The sequence below is a fragment of the Geodermatophilus sp. SYSU D01105 genome (assembly GCF_054050095.1).
The window spans coordinates 67,614-81,930 of the sequence record NZ_JBJGYR010000012.1; the positions used below are offsets into that span (position 1 = coordinate 67,614).

Annotated in this window: 10 protein-coding genes; 5 read left to right on the plus strand and 5 right to left on the minus strand. The window is 74.2% G+C overall.

The window, feature by feature from the left end; all coding sequences use genetic code 11:
• Window positions 1–2 precede the first annotated feature (2 nt).
• On the minus strand, window positions 3–4,079 hold the full coding sequence (hrpA, locus tag ACI79I_RS13220; RefSeq protein WP_456992795.1) for an ATP-dependent RNA helicase HrpA: 4,077 nt from the start codon (window positions 4,077–4,079) through the stop codon (window positions 3–5).
• Window positions 4,080–4,316: 237 nt separating this feature from the next.
• On the opposite strand from hrpA, the gene ACI79I_RS13225 reads away from it, so the two are divergent.
• Both ACI79I_RS13225 and ACI79I_RS13230 read left to right on the plus strand, forming a co-directional pair.
• On the plus strand, window positions 4,317–4,835 hold the full coding sequence (locus ACI79I_RS13225) for a MarR family winged helix-turn-helix transcriptional regulator (RefSeq protein ID WP_456992796.1): 519 nt from the start codon (window positions 4,317–4,319) through the stop codon (window positions 4,833–4,835).
• Complete coding sequence (locus ACI79I_RS13230; RefSeq protein ID WP_456992797.1) at window positions 4,832–6,613, plus strand: MDR family MFS transporter; 1,782 nt, start codon at window positions 4,832–4,834, stop codon at window positions 6,611–6,613. The genes ACI79I_RS13225 and ACI79I_RS13230 overlap by 4 nt, the downstream gene beginning before the upstream one ends.
• A gap of 65 nt (window positions 6,614–6,678) precedes the next feature.
• On the opposite strand, the gene ACI79I_RS13235 is transcribed toward ACI79I_RS13230, so the two are convergent.
• Together ACI79I_RS13235 and ACI79I_RS13240 are read right to left on the minus strand one after the other, a co-directional pair.
• The gene (locus ACI79I_RS13235) at window positions 6,679–7,824 is read right to left on the minus strand and encodes a zinc-dependent alcohol dehydrogenase (RefSeq protein ID WP_456992798.1); all 1,146 of its coding nucleotides are present in this window, start codon (window positions 7,822–7,824) and stop codon (window positions 6,679–6,681) included.
• Between the two features lie 20 nt (window positions 7,825–7,844).
• A complete protein-coding gene (locus tag ACI79I_RS13240; protein WP_456992799.1) occupies window positions 7,845–8,321 on the minus strand; it encodes a hypothetical protein in 477 nt (158 codons plus the stop codon).
• A gap of 111 nt (window positions 8,322–8,432) precedes the next feature.
• Between ACI79I_RS13240 and ACI79I_RS13245 the strand changes: the two genes are divergently transcribed.
• Complete coding sequence (locus tag ACI79I_RS13245; RefSeq protein WP_456992800.1) at window positions 8,433–10,226, plus strand: acyl-CoA dehydrogenase; 1,794 nt, start codon at window positions 8,433–8,435, stop codon at window positions 10,224–10,226.
• Between the two features lie 174 nt (window positions 10,227–10,400).
• Here the strand turns inward: ACI79I_RS13245 and ACI79I_RS13250 are convergent, their stop codons facing one another.
• Window positions 10,401–10,577 carry a hypothetical protein gene (locus ACI79I_RS13250; RefSeq protein ID WP_456992801.1) on the minus strand — a complete coding sequence of 59 codons (177 nt, stop codon included), beginning with the start codon at window positions 10,575–10,577 and terminating at the stop codon, window positions 10,401–10,403.
• Between the two features lie 196 nt (window positions 10,578–10,773).
• Between ACI79I_RS13250 and ACI79I_RS13255 the strand changes: the two genes are divergently transcribed.
• Both ACI79I_RS13255 and ACI79I_RS13260 read left to right on the plus strand, forming a co-directional pair.
• The gene (locus ACI79I_RS13255) at window positions 10,774–12,252 is read left to right on the plus strand and encodes an MFS transporter (RefSeq protein WP_456992802.1); all 1,479 of its coding nucleotides are present in this window, start codon (window positions 10,774–10,776) and stop codon (window positions 12,250–12,252) included.
• A 107-nt stretch (window positions 12,253–12,359) separates the two neighbouring features.
• Entirely contained in the window at window positions 12,360–13,403 is a 1,044-nt protein-coding gene (locus ACI79I_RS13260; protein ID WP_456992803.1) for a YihY/virulence factor BrkB family protein, read from the plus strand.
• A 120-nt stretch (window positions 13,404–13,523) separates the two neighbouring features.
• Here the strand turns inward: ACI79I_RS13260 and ACI79I_RS13265 are convergent, their stop codons facing one another.
• Window positions 13,524–14,231 (minus strand): hemerythrin domain-containing protein, encoded by a 708-nt coding sequence (locus ACI79I_RS13265; RefSeq protein WP_456992804.1) that lies wholly within the window; start codon window positions 14,229–14,231, stop codon window positions 13,524–13,526.
• Between the last annotated feature and the right edge of the window lie 86 nt (window positions 14,232–14,317).

A 14,317-nucleotide genomic window follows, 5' to 3' on the forward strand; every position in this document is an offset into this window, starting at 1 on the left:
CGTCAGGCGGTGAGCGCGTCGATCGCCTTGTAGACCCGCTGCTCGGACACCGGCCGGGGCGTGCCGATCGTCTGGGCGAACAGCCCCACCCGCAGCTCCTCGATCATCCAGCGCACCCGTGCGACCGGGTCGTCGGGCGCTCCGGTCGGCGGCACCTGCCGGCGCAGCTGCTCGTACTCCTCGGTCACCGCCGCGACCTGCGCCATCCACAGCTGGTCGCGGGCCGCGTTGGCCGGCAGCTTCTCCAGCCGGTGCGCCATCGCCCTGAGGTAGCGCACCAGGTCGGGCAGCCGGCGTCGACCGGCGGAGGCGACGAACCCGCGGTGCAGCAGGCCACCCATCTGGCGGCGCAGGTCGGCGATCGCCGCCTCGGGCACCCGCCGACCCGGCGCGGCCCCGATCGCCACGGCGACCTCGCGGGCCTGGGTGAGCACCGCCTCGACCCGGCGCACCGCGTCGGTCGTCAGCGGCAGCAGCTGGGCGCGCGCGGTCTCCACCAGCGCGGCGAAGGCCGCCTCGTCCCGCGGCGGACCGCCCGCCGCGGCGATCAGCTCGTCCGCGGCGGCGTCCACGCAGTCGTCGACCAGCGCGGGGATCTCACCGTCCGGGTTGAACTGCAGGGCCAGGCGGGTCTTCGGCGACAGTCCCTTGACCACCTGGCGGGTCGGGGACCCGGCGACGAGCACGAGCAGCCGGCGGGTGCCGCGCCAGGACAGCCGCGTCGCCTCCGCCTCGGTCGCGACCACGCGCACGCCCACGGTCGCCCCCTCGTCGACCAGGGCGGGGTGGGCGGTGACCACGTGCCCGCCGCGGCGGACGTCGACGGTGCGCGGCAGGGTGCCGAACGTCCACGACGTCTGGCCGGTGCGCTCCACGTCGGCCGCCGCGGCCGCGAGGCTGGCCCGGGCCTGGGGTGCGACCTCGCGGCGCAGCGCCTGCAGGTCCTTGCCGGTGGCGAGGGCGCGGTCGCGGTCGTCGACGACCCGGAAGGTGGCCCGCAGGTGGTCGGGCACCTGGTCGGGCTGCCAGGCGTCCGGCGGGACGACGACCCCGGCCGCGCGCCGCAGCTCGCGCTCCAGCGCCGGCAGCAGCGGCTCGGTCGCCGCGATGTGCGGCAGCACCTCGCGCACCCGGTCCGGGATCGGGACCAGCGCTCGCCGGAACTGCTTGGGCAGCGTGCGCAGCAGCGCGGTGACCAGCTCCTCGCGCAGCCCCGGCACGGTGAAGGCCAGCGAGCCCCCCGACGTCCGCTCCGCGACGGTGTCGAGCACCGCCAGCGGGACGTCGACCGTCACGCCGTCCTGCGGGGTCCCCGGCGCGAAGGCGTAGGACAGCGGCAGGGTGAGGCCCTGCGTGAGCGGCACCTCGTCCGGGAAGTCCTCGACCCGCACCTGCCCGGCGGCCGCGGAGTTGGTGAGCATCTCGGGGGTGAAGGTGAGCAGGTCCGGGGTCTGCCGGCGGGCCTGCTTCCACCACCGGTCGAAGTGCCGCGTGGAGACGACGTCGGCCGGGATCCGGGCGTCGTAGAGCTCGAACAGCGTCTCGTCGTCCACCCGGATGTCCCGGCGCCGGGCCCGCTCCTCCAGCTCGGCGACGCGGCGCATCGACTCGGCGTTGTCGTGCCAGAACCGGTGGTGCGTCGTCCACTCGCCCTGCACGAGCGCGTGCCGGATGAACAGCTCCCGGGAGACGACGGGGTCGATCGAGCCGTACTGCACCCGGCGGCCGACGACCAGCGGGATGCCGTAGAGGGTGACCCGCTCGGTGGCGACCACCGAGCCGCGCTTGGCGTCCCAGCGGGGCTCGGAGTACTGCCGCTTGACGAGGTGGTCGGCCAGCCGCTCGACCACCTCGGGGTCGATGCGGGCGACGGTGCGGGCGAACAGCCGGCTGGTCTCGACCAGCTCGGCGGCGACCACCCAGCGCGGCGGTTTCCTCGCCAGCGGCGTGCCGGGCGCGATCACGAAGCGGGCGTTGCGGGCGCCCAGGTACTCCCGGCCACCCCGCCGCCGGTCGCCGTCCTTCTGCTTGCGGGTGTCCTCCACCTGGACCCCGACGTGCGAGAGCAGCCCGGCCAGCAGCGCGGTGTGGATGCCGCGCTCGTCAGGCTCGGCGGCGAGCTCACCGACGGCCATGCCCAGGCGGCGGGCGGTGCTGCGCAGCTGGCCGTAGAGGTCCTGCCACTCACGGATGCGCAGGTAGTGGAGGAACTCCCGCTTGATCGTGCGCCGGAACTGGCTGCCCGAGAGCGCCTCCTGCTGCTCGCCGAGGTACCGCCAGAGGTTGAGCAGGGCCAGGAAGTCGGAGTTCTCGTCGGCGAACCGGGCGTGCACCTGGTCGGCGGCCTGCTGGTGCTCGGTGGGCCGCTCGCGGGGGTCCTGGATGGTCAGCCCGGCGGCGATGACCAGGACCTCCTCCAGGACGCCGCGCCGGTCGGCCTCGACCACCATGCGGGCCATCCGCGGGTCCAGGGGCAGCGCGGCCAGCGCCCGGCCGGTGGGGGTCAGCCGGCCGTCCCCGTCCAGGGCGCCGAGCTCCTCGAGCAGGGCCAGGCCGTCGGCGACGGCGCGCCGGTCCGGCGGGTCGATGAACGGGAAGTCGGCGACGTCGCCGAGGTCGAGCGCGGCCATCTGCAGCAGCACCGAGGCCAGGCTGGTGCGCAGGATCTCCGGGTCGGTGTACTCGGGCCGGCTCTCGAAGTCCTCCTCGGTGTAGAGCCGGACGGCGATGCCCGCGGAGGTGCGCCCGCAACGGCCCGACCGCTGCCGGGCCGACGCCTGGCTGATCGGCTCGATGGGCAGCCGCTGCACCTTCAGCCGCGAGCTGTACCGGGAGATGCGCGCGACGCCGGTGTCGACGACGTAGCGGATGCCGGGCACGGTCAGCGAGGTCTCGGCGACGTTGGTGGCCAGCACGATCCGGCGTCCGGTGTGCGGCGCGAACACCTTGTGCTGGTCGGCCGCGGACAGCCGGGAGTAGAGCGGCACGACCTCGGCCGACGGGAAGCGCTCGGTGAGGACGTCGGCGGTGTCGCGGATCTCCCGCTCGCCGGCGAGGAAGACCAGCACGTCGCCCGGTCCCTCGGCGACCAACTCGTCGACGGCGTCGGCGATGGCACTCACCTGGTCGCGGTCGGGGTCGGGGTCGGCGGCCGGGTCCCCCTCGGGGGCGTCGGGGTCGACGACCGGCCGGTAGCGGACCTCCACCGGGTAGGTGCGCCCGCTGACCTCGACGACGGGGACCTCGGCGCCGTCCACACTGCCGTGCCCTTTCTCGCCGAGGCCTGCGCTCTGCCCTTTCTCGCCGAGGCCTGCGCTCTGCCCTTTCTCGCCGAGGCCTGCGCTCTGCCCTTTCTCGCCGAGGCCTGCGAAGTGCTTGGCGATCCGCTCGACGTCGATGGTCGCCGAGGTGATGACCAGCTTGAGGTCGGGCCGCTTCGGCAGCAGCTGGGCCAGGTAGCCGAGCAGGAAGTCGATGTTGAGGCTGCGCTCGTGCGCCTCGTCGATGATCAGGGTGTCGTACTGGCGCAGCAGCCGGTCGCGGCCGATCTCGGCGAGCAGCACGCCGTCGGTCATGACCTTGACCAGCGTGGTGTCGTTGACCTGGTCGGTGAAGCGCACCTTCCAGCCGACGACCTCGCCCAGCGGCGTGTCCAGTTCCTCGGCGATCCGCTCGGCGACGGTCCGCGCCGCGATCCGGCGCGGCTGGGTGTGCCCGATCCGGCCGCGGACCCCGCGCCCGATCTCGAGCGCGATCTTGGGCAGCTGGGTGGTCTTCCCCGACCCGGTCTCCCCGGCGACGACGACCACCTGGGAGGTCCGCAGTGCGGCGGCGATGTCCTCCCGGCGGGCGCTGACCGGCAGCTCCGCGGGGTAGGTGACCGTGGGCACGGCGGCCCGCCGGCGGGCGATCCGCGCCTCGGCCGTGGCGAGGTCGGCAGCGATCGCCGCCCGCTGCCGCGTCCGCGCCTCGGCGTCCCGGGTGCGACGGGTGCCGTCGAGCCGGCGGCGGAGCCGGTGCTCGTCCTCGAGGGTCAGCCCGGCCAGCCGTGTGCGCAGGTCGTCGGGCGCGGACGTCACGGGGTTCTCCAGATCTCACGGGGGCACGGGCTGCCGGTCACGGCACACGGTGGACGCCGGGGTCCGGCCGCGCGGGTGAGCGGGCCGGCCGGCGGGTATCCCCTCCAGGATCCCACCGGTGCCGGGGCACGCAGCGTGGCCCACCTCACTTGCGTGCGCCGTACAACTGATTGTTTGATAGGAGCAACCGGTTGTACGGTGCACGTGTTCCCGCCCCTCCGTCCTCCCGGAGTCCCCGTGTCCCCTGCTGCGCCCGATCCCGCCGGGCTCGACGACGAGCGGCTGGCCGAGCTGCGCACGCTGGGCGAGCAGCTGCCGCGGTTCATGCGCCTCGTGCACGCCCTGAAGACCGCGCAGGTCCCCGAGGGACGCGACCGCGCCGCGCTGGTCCTGCTGTTCCCGCTCGTCCGGCTCGGTCCGCTCCGTCAGGGAGCGCTCGCCGACCTCGTCCACGCCGACCCGTCCACCGTCAGCCGGCACGTCGCCACGCTGATCGAGCAGGGCCTGGTCCAGCGGGTCGCCGACGAGACCGACGGCCGCGCCAGTCGTCTCGTCGTCACCGACGCCGGCCGGGCGGCGCTGGAACAGGTGCGCGGCGAGCGCGAGGCGCACCTCGCCCGCGTCACCGCCGACTGGCCCGCGGCCGACCTGACGACCCTCACCACGCTCTTCGGTCGCCTGCTGGACGACCTGGCCGCGTCCCTGCCCACCGAGCCGCCCACCGCGCCCGTCCCGTCCCCGAGAGAGGGGTCATGACCGACAGCACCCGCACCACCTCGGCCGAGCGGAGGGACGCCCGCGCGGCGGCCGCCGCCCCGGCCTCGGACGGCGCCTTCACGCACCGGCAGATCGTCACGATCATCGTCGGGCTGATGGTGGCGATGTTCCTGGCGGCCCTCGACCAGACCGTCGTCGCCACCGCGATCCGCACCATCGCCGACGACCTGAACGGCTTCGACCTCCAGGCGTGGGCGACGACGGCCTTCCTCATCACCTCGACGATCTCGACCCCGCTGTACGGGAAGCTCTCCGACATCTACGGGCGGCGGCCGTTCTACCTGTTCGCCATCGGGATCTTCGTCGTCGGCTCGGTCCTCTGCGGCATCGCGGACTCGATGTACCAACTGGCCGCCTACCGGGCGATCCAGGGCATCGGCGCGGGCGGTCTGATGTCGCTGGCCCTGGCGATCATCGGTGACATCGTGCCGCCGCGGGAGCGGTCCCGGTACCAGGGCTACTTCATGGCCGTCTTCGGCACCTCCAGCGTGCTCGGCCCGGTCATCGGCGGGTTCCTCGCCGGGCAGTCGTCCCTGCTGGGGCTGACCGGGTGGCGCTGGATCTTCTTCATCAACGTGCCGCTGGGCCTGCTCGCCTTCCTCGCCGTCTACCGCGTGCTGCACCTGCCGCACCTGCGCCGGGACCACCGCATCGACTGGCCGGGCGCCCTGGCACTGGTCACCGGCATCGTGCCGCTGCTGATCGTGGCCGAGCAGGGCCGGGTCTGGGGCTGGGCCTCGGGCCGCTCGCTGACCTGCTACGCCATCGGCGCCGTCGGGCTCGTGCTGTTCGTCCTGGCCGAGCGGGCCTACGGCGACGAGGCGCTGCTGCCCCTGCGCCTGTTCGGCAACCGCAGCTTCACCATCGCCAGCCTCGGCAGCGTGGTGGTGGGCGCCGGCATGTTCGGCGGACTGCTGCTCCTCCCGCAGTACCTGCAGATCGTGCACGGCTCCAGCGCCACGGTCGCCGGCCTGCAGATGATCCCGCTGGTCGCCGGCATCATGATCGGCGCGATGAGCTCGGGGATCGCGATCTCGAAGACCGGCAAGTACAAGGTCTTCCCGCTGGCCGGCACCACGCTGATGACCGTCGCCCTGCTGGCGCTGTCCGTCGTCGTCGGTGCCGAGACGTCGATCTGGACCCTGGTGCCGTTCATGGTCCTGCTCGGCGTGGGGCTCGGCTTCAACTTCCAGCCCGCGGTCCTGGCGGTGCAGAACGCCGTCCCGCCGTCCCAGATGGGCGTGGCCACCTCCTCGGTCACGTTCTTCCGTCAGATGGGCGCGACGGTCGGCACGGCCGCGTTCCTCTCCGTGCTGTTCAGCCGGCTGCCGGTGGAGATCGAGGAGTCGGTGACCTCGGCGGCGGCCACCGACCCGCGGGTCGCGCAGGCCCTGCAGAGCGGTCAGCTGCAGGGCGCCGGCGACCTGTCGGACACCTCGTTCATCCAGGACCTGCCCTCGTTCCTGGCGCTGCCGTTCAAGACGGGGTTCTCGACCTCGATCGACCTGGTCTTCCTCATCGCCGCGTGCGTGGTCGCGCTCGGGTTCCTCGTGTTCCTGTTCCTGCCGCAACTGGCGCTGTCGGACAAGTCCGGCATCCAGGCCGCCCGGGAGGCCGCGCGGCAGACGGCCGGCGCGTCGGAGGACGACGGTGCCGGGCAGGCCGCGCAGGCGGTCGGCGCCGCGGCGCCGACGTCCACCGCACCGCCGGTCGGCCGGCCGGGTGACACCGTCGAGGACGGCGGCCACCGCGCCTGACCCGGGCACCGGATCGACACACGAGGAGGCCCCCACCCGCTGCGGGTGGGGGCCTCCTCGTCGGGTCAGGGCAGGAAGACCGCCCGCACGCAGCCGTCGGTCTTGTCCTTGAACAGCTGGTACCCGCGGGGCGCCTCCTCCAGCGGCATCACGTGGGTGGCCAGGTGCTCGGTGGTGAGCTCGCCCCTGGCCATGTGCTCGAGGATCCGCGGCGTGTAGCGCTGGCCGTGCACCTGGGCGCCGCGCACGGTCAGGCCCTTGTTCATGGCTGCGCCGAGGGGGAACTTGTCCACCGGGCCGGCGAAGACGCCCAGCACGAACACGCTGCCACCCTTCCGGCACGCCAGGATCGCCTCCCGGACGGCGGTGGGCCGGTCGGTCTGCAGCCGCAACTGCTGTTTGACCTGGTCGTACACGCCGTGGACGCCGGGGCTGTGCGCCTCCATGCCGACCGCCTCGATGCAGACGTCGGGCCCGCGGCCGCCGGTGCGCTCCCGCAGCTCGGCGAGGACGTCGGTCTGCGAGTAGTCGATGGTCTCGGCACCGACGTGCTCGCGGACCTGCGCGAGCCGCTCGGGCAGCCGGTCGACCACGACGACCTGATCGGCCCCCAGCAGCATCGCCGCCCGCGCGGCCATCTGGCCCACGCCCCCGGCGCCCCACACCGCGACCGTGTCACCGGGCTCCGTGCCCGCCAGGTCGGCGCCCATCCAGCCGGTCGACACCGCGTCGGAGGCGAACAGCGCCCGCTCGTCGCTGACGCCGTCCGGGATGACGAACGAGCCCACGTCGGCGTAGGGCACCCGGATGTACTCGGCGTGGCTGCCGGCCCAGCCGCCCATGGCGTGCGAGTAGCCGAAGCAGCCGCCGGGGCTCTGCCCCCACAGCCCCTCGGTGATGCCCGGGTTCGGGTTGCCGTTGTCGCACAGCGAGTACAGCTCCTGCCGGCAGTACCAGCAGGAGCCGCAGGCGATGAAGGAGTTCACGACGACGCGGTCGCCGACCCGCCGCTCGCGCACCCCCCTGCCCACCTCGACGACCTCGCCCATGAACTCGTGCCCCAGCACGTCGCCGGCCCGCATGAACGGGATGTAGCCCCCGAGCAGGTGCAGGTCGGAGCCGCAGGTGGTGGTGCGGCGCACCCGCAGGATCACGTCGTGGTCGTTGAGGATCTGCGGGTCGGGGACGGTCTCGACGGAGACCTCGTTCACGCCCGTCCAGGTCGCCGCCCTCACAGCACGCCCTGCTCCCCCGCCGCGGCGGTCATCCCCTCGAGCGCGGCGCCCTGCGGTGTGGCCGTGCGGACGCCGTGCGGCGCCGGGTCCACCCGGAGGACCTCGCCGACCTCGATCAGCTGCTTGGCCTCCCGCAGCGCCGCGCGCAGCCGGCCGAGGTCCTCCTCGGAGGCGCGGTCGCGGTAGCGCGCGGCCAGCTCGGCGCCCCGGTCGCCGGGCGCCGGGGTGACCCGCACCTCGACGCGGTCGCCGAGGGCGGCCAGCGGCGCGGGGAGGTCGGCGCCGGCGCCGATCTGCTCCGGCGGGCGGAGCACCGTGACCGCCCGCCAGCGGCGGGCCGCGGTCGCGGGGTCGTCGGTGACCGACGCCTGGCCGACGCCGGGCAGGCGCACGTGCTGGAGGCGCCCGAGCAGCGCTCCCCCGGCACCGGCAGCCGCCCCCCGGACGGTGTCGAGGATCCTCGGTAGGGCCATCGGAGCTCCTCCTCGCGGGCAGGCCGAGCCCGGCCCCTACCCAGCGCCGCGCGGCCGCCAACCCGGCCTACTGTGGCGGGGCTCCCGGCAGCACGCTCTTGGAGGCTCCCCGTGCGCTCGTCGCTGATCCTGTCCCGCCGCGACCTGGACTTCCTGCTCCACGAGTGGCTCGACGTGGAGAGCCTGACCAAGCGGCCGCGGTTCGCCGAGCACTCCCGCGAGACGTTCGACGCCGTCCTGGACCTCGCCGAGCGGATCGCCACCAACCACTTCGCGCCGCACAACCGCACGGCCGACGAGCACGAACCACGGTTCGTCGACGGCCGGGTCGAGATGATCCCCGAGGTGGAGCGGGCGCTGGAGGTCTTCGCCGAGGCCGGGCTCATGGCCGGCGAGTTCGACGAGCGGTTCGGCGGGATGCAACTGCCGCACACCGTGGGGCAGGCGGTGTTCGCCTGGTTCAAGGCGGCCAACGTCGGCACCTCGGCCTATCCGTTCCTCACCATGGCCAACGCCCGGCTGCTCATCGCCCACGGCAGCCAGGAGCAGGTCGACACCTACGTCGGCCCCATGGTGGAGGGCCGCTGGTTCGGGACGATGGCGCTGTCCGAGCCGCAGGCCGGGTCCTCGCTGGCCGACATCACCACGCGGGCCGAGCGGCAGGACGACGGCACCTACCGGCTGACCGGCAACAAGATGTGGATCTCCGCGGGCGACCACGAGCTCAGCGAGAACATCGTCCACCTGGTGCTGGCCAAGGTCCCCGGCGGGCCGCCCGGGGTGAAGGGCATCTCGCTGTTCGTCGTCCCCAAGTACCTCGTGCGGGACGACGGGACGCTCGGTGAGCGCAACGACGTCGTCCTCGCCGGGCTCAACCACAAGATGGGCTACCGGGGCACGACGAACACGCTGCTCAACTTCGGCGAGGGCGGGCACACCCCGGGCGGGCGGCCCGGCGCGGTCGGCTTCCTCGTCGGGGAGGAGCACCGGGGCCTCACCTACATGTTCACGATGATGAACGAGGCGCGGATCGGCGTCGGCATGGGCGCGACGGCGCTGGGCTACACCGGCTACCTGCACGCGCTGGAGTACGCGCGCACCCGCACCCAGGGCCGGCCGCCGACCAACCGGGACGCCACGCAGCCGCCGGTGCGGATCGTCGAGCACACCGACGTCCGGCGGATGCTGCTGGCGGCGAAGTCCTACGCCGAGGGCGGCCTGGCCCTGGGCCTGTACTGCGCGCGGCTGGTCGACGAGGAGCAGACCGCGGAGTCCCCCGAGGAGCGGGACCGGGCGCGCCTGCTGCTGGAGGTGCTCACGCCGATCGCGAAGGCGTGGCCGTCGCAGTGGGGCCCGGTCGCCGACGACCTGGCCATCCAGGTCCACGGCGGCTACGGCTACACCCGCGACTACCCGGTCGAGCAGTTCTACCGGGACAACCGGCTCAACCCGATCCACGAGGGCACCAACGGGATCCAGGGGCTGGACCTGCTCGGCCGCAAGGTGGTCATGCAGGGCGGTGCCGGGCTGGCCCTGCTGGCCGAGACCATCGGGCGGACGACGGCGCGGGCGGCCGGCACCGAGTGGGCGGCGCTCGCCGCGGACCTCGACGCCGTGGTGGCCCGCATCGGGTCGGTGACCGCGACGCTGTGGGGCGCGGGGGACCCGGCCGTCACGCTGGCCAACTCCACCGCCTACCTGGAGGCGGCCGGCCACGTCGTCGTGGCCTGGCTGTGGCTGGAGCAGGCGCTGGCCACCGGTGAGGGCACCAGCGACCTCCACCAGGGCAAGCGGGCGGCGGCGCGGTTCTTCCACCGGTACGAGCTGCCGAAGGTGCACACCCACCTCGACCTGCTGGAGTCGCTGGACCGCACCGTCCTCGACACCGACGAGGCCTGGCTGTAGGAGGGCCCGGCCCCGGAGGCGCCGGCGCCCCGCTGCTCGGGAGGGAGCGCGGGGCACGCGGCGCGGCGGGCCCTCCTGCAGCGGCCCGCCGCGGCCCCGTCCCGAGGCTCACCCCGGGCGTGCGAGGGGCGGGAGGACGGGGTCCTTCCCCGGGAGTGGCGGGAGGGTCCTCCGTCAGGCCGCGCGGGCCATCCCCACCGGCTCGGCGGCGCGCGTGGCCGGGCGGGCGGCGGACGCGGTGGCGGCGCGCTGCTCGCGCTCGTACCGCGCCGTCGACGAGGTGCCCATCACGATCACCAGTGCGGTCAGGACCAGGAACCCGATCAGGGTCACGGCCGGCCACAGCACCATCGGTACTTCCCCCCGGGAGTCGATCTGCTCATCGCTGCAGGGGGCCTGCCCCCCGCAGCACGTCGTCAGGGGGTTGTTTCCCCCACCAACCGGTGTCTCAATCGTCGATTCGGGAGGCGTGCCTGACACCGGGCCGCCGCGTCCCACCCCGAAGGGTGAGCACGCCGAGGTCAGCGGGCCGTGGTCGAATGCCCGCGTGCCCGCCGCCGACGCCCCGCGCCGGCACCCGCGGCCGGGGCTGCTGGTGGCCACGCTGGCCCTGGGCACCACGGCCCTGTCGTTGCTGCAGAGCCTGGTCGTGCCGGTCCTCGGGCCGATCGGCGCGCAGCTGGGCGTCTCCCCGACCGCCGCGGGCTGGGTGCTGACGGCCAACCTGCTGGCGGCCGCGGTGTCCACGCCGGTGCTCGGCCGGCTCGGCGACGCCTGGGGCGAGCGGCCGGTGGTCATCGGCATCCTCGTCGCGATGGCCGCGGGCACCCTGCTCGCCCTGGCGACGTCGTCCCTCCCGGTCCTGCTGGTGGCGCGGGTGCTGCAGGGTGTCTCGTACGGGCTGTTCCCGCTCTCGATCAGCGTGCTGCGCCGGGAGCTGCCCGCCGAGCGGCTGAGCGTGGGCATGTCGGTGGTCAGCAGCACGCTGGCCGTCGGGGGCGTGATCGGCCTGGTCGCCGCGGCCCTGCTCACCCGGGACGGCGGCGACTACCACCGGCCGTTCTGGATCGGCCTGGCGGCGACCGTCCTCGCGCTGGTGCTGGTCTGGTTCGTCCTGCCGCAGCGGCCGCCCGCCGGGTCGGGGCGGGTCGACTGGTGGGGGGCGCTCGTGCTCGCCGGGGGCCTGGTCCTCCTCCTGCTGCCGGTCTCCCAGGGCAACGCCTGGGGCTGGCGCGCGCCGGCGACACTGGGCTGCCTGGCCGGCGCCGTCGTCGTCCTGACCGGGTGGGTGCTGCTGCAGCGGCGCCGGGTCGACCCGCTGGTCCGCCCGGCGATGCTGGCCGACCCGCGCACGGTGGTGCCCACAGTGGCCGGGGTCATGACCGGCATCGGCCTGTTCGCCTCGTTCCTCGGCGTCCTGCAGTTCGTGCAGACCCCGCCGGAGGTGGCCGGCTACGGGTTCGGCGCCTCGGTGGTCGAGGCGGCCGTCGTCTACCTGCTGCCCGGTGGGGTCGCCGGGGTGCTGCTGGCACCGGTCGCCGGGCGGGTCGTGGGCCGGCTCGGTGCGCTGCCCACGCTGCTGGCCGGGGCGGCGTTCGGGCTGGCCGGGTTCCTCCTGCTCGCGCTGCTGCGGGCCGCCCCCTGGCAGGTGGTCCTGGCCGGGCTGCTCACCCAGCTGTGGGCCACGGTCGCCTACGCCGCGCTGCCGGCACTGGTCGTGTCGGCGGTCCGGCCGGAGGAGACCGGCGTGGCCAACGCGGTCAACTCCATCGCCCGGTCGGTGGGCCAGGCGCTCGGCAGCACCCTCACCGTGGCCCTGCTCGCCGCGGGCACGTCCCCGGCGACGGGGCTGCCCGCGGCCGGCGCGTTCACCGCGGTCGCGCTGGTGGGCGCGGGGGCCGCGGCCGTCGTCGTCCTGGTGACCCTCGCCGGGCTCGCCGGCACCCGCGGGAGAGGGCGGCCGGGTGCGGTGGAGACGGCCACCGCCGCGGCCGGGGAGTGGTCCCCGGTGAGCGGCCTGCGCTGACCACACCAGGTCACGGACCGGTCGCGACACCCCCTGAGCGGGCATGGAACAGGACCGTCCGGGGCACCGGGACGGGGACGAGTTCCCCCCTCGACCGGAGGACGACCATGAACCGCCCCACCGGCTCGCGCGGCAGCGACACCGCGGCCAAGGACACCCGGTTCTCCGGCAACACCGCCGGGGACCCCGCACCGCACGACGACAAGGTCAACGAGGTCCGCTTCGACAACGCCCCCCAGGGAGCGGACAAGAAGCCCACCACCGGCGGCACGCTCAAGCGCACGCTCAAGGAGTTCAGCGAGGACAACCTCACCGACTGGGCCGCCTCGCTCACCTACTACGGCGTCCTCGCGCTGTTCCCCGCGCTGATCGCCCTGCTGTCGATCGTCGGCCTGCTGACCAACCCCGAGCAGCTGACCACGGCACTGACCGCGGTGGTGCCCCAGCAGGCGGCCAGCACGCTGAACCCGGTCATCCAGCAGATCGCCGGCAGCACCGCTGCCCCCGGCATCGGCCTCGTCGTCGGTCTCGCGGGCGCCGTCTGGTCGGCCTCCGGGTACGTCGGCGCCTTCACCCGCGCGGCCAACGTGGTCTACGAGACGCCCGAGGGCCGCAAGGTCTGGAAGCTCAAGCCGCTGCAGCTGCTGGTCACGCTGATCGGCATCCTGTTCGCCGCGGTCATCGTGGCGCTGCTCGTGCTCAGCGGCCCGGTCGTGGACGCCGTCGGCCAGGCGATCGGGGTCGGCGAGACGGTGCTCACCGTCTGGAACGTGGTCAAGTGGCCGGTGATCGTCGTCCTGCTGGCGCTGATGATCGCCGTCCTCTACTACTCGACGCCCAACGCCAAGCTGCGCGGCTTCCGGTTCGTCAGCCCCGGCGCGCTCGTGGCGATCCTCGTGTGGGCGGGCGCCTCGGCGCTGTTCGCCTTCTACGTCGCCAACTTCGGCAGCTACAACAAGACCTACGGGGCGCTGGCCGGGGTCGTGGTGTTCCTGATCTGGTTCTGGCTGACCAACCTGGCGCTGCTGTTCGGCATCGAGCTCGACGCCGAGATCGAGCGGACCAAGGAGCTCAAGGACGGCGTGCCGGAGGCCCACAAGGAGATCCAGCTCGACGCCCGCAGCGACCCCAAGCCGCGCCAGACGAACTGAGCGGACCCCGTCCCGAGGCTCACCCCTCGCATGCGCGGGGTGAGCCTCGGGACGGGCCGCGGCGGGACGAGAGACAGACGACGGCCCCCTCCCGATCGGGAGGGGGCCGTCGCCGTCTGCTCAGCGGGACGTCGGCGGCTCGTCACCCCGGCGGGAGAGCGGCACCCGCTCGACGAGCCCGGCCACGCCGGCCAGGCCCCGGCTGACCGCCTCCCCGGCCGGCGCGAGGCGCTCCGGTGCGCGGCGGACGGCGGCGTCGACGACGTCGCGGGTGCGGTCGATCAGCGACAGGGGCAGGCCGGACAGCGCGTTGCCCGGGGGCCGGCGGGCGACCGTGGGGTGCGCGCGGGTCGGTGACACCCGGCGGGCGAGCTCCCACTGCCGGCCCAGCCGCCGCAGCTGGTGCGGGTCGAGCTTCTCCTGCAGCCGCGGGAAGAGCACGTCCTCCTCGTCCCGCACGTCCTCGCGCAGCACCTCCACCAACCGGGACAGCCGCTGCGCGCGGCGCGGGTCGTCGTGGGCGAGGGTCTCGATCTCGCTGACCAGCTCGTTGACCTCCTGGTGCTCCTCCTCCACCCGCAGCGTCAGGGCGTCGCCGTCCGGCAGCACCCGGCGCAGCACCGGCCACAGCACGGTCTCCTCGGCGAAGGCGTGGCTGAAGACCAGCCGGTCGATGCGGGTGAGCACCTCCTCCTGCTCCCGGCCCGTCGTCCCCTCGAGCTCGTGCAGGAGCCGGTCGAGGTCGATGTGGTCACGGCGCTGGCGGACCAGGACGCTGCCCGGCCCTCCCAGCTCCTCGTCCGTCTGGTCGGCGATGGAACGGCCCACGTCAGGCACCTCTCACGGGTTCTCGGTTCGGGACCGCTTCCTGCCCGCACCGGACGGGGCGCATGCGTGACCGGCGCAGGAGGTCC

Excerpts from the sequence above, each read along its gene's own strand:
- ACI79I_RS13230 (WP_456992797.1), top strand. The coding sequence starts at position 4,832 with ATGACCGACAGCACCCGCACCACCTCGGCCGAGCGGAGGGACGCCCGC.
- ACI79I_RS13240 (WP_456992799.1), bottom strand. The coding sequence starts at position 8,321 with ATGGCCCTACCGAGGATCCTCGACACCGTCCGGGGGGCGGCTGCCGGT.
- ACI79I_RS13260 (WP_456992803.1), top strand. The coding sequence starts at position 12,360 with ATGAACCGCCCCACCGGCTCGCGCGGCAGCGACACCGCGGCCAAGGAC.
- ACI79I_RS13250 (WP_456992801.1), bottom strand. The coding sequence starts at position 10,577 with ATGGTGCTGTGGCCGGCCGTGACCCTGATCGGGTTCCTGGTCCTGACC.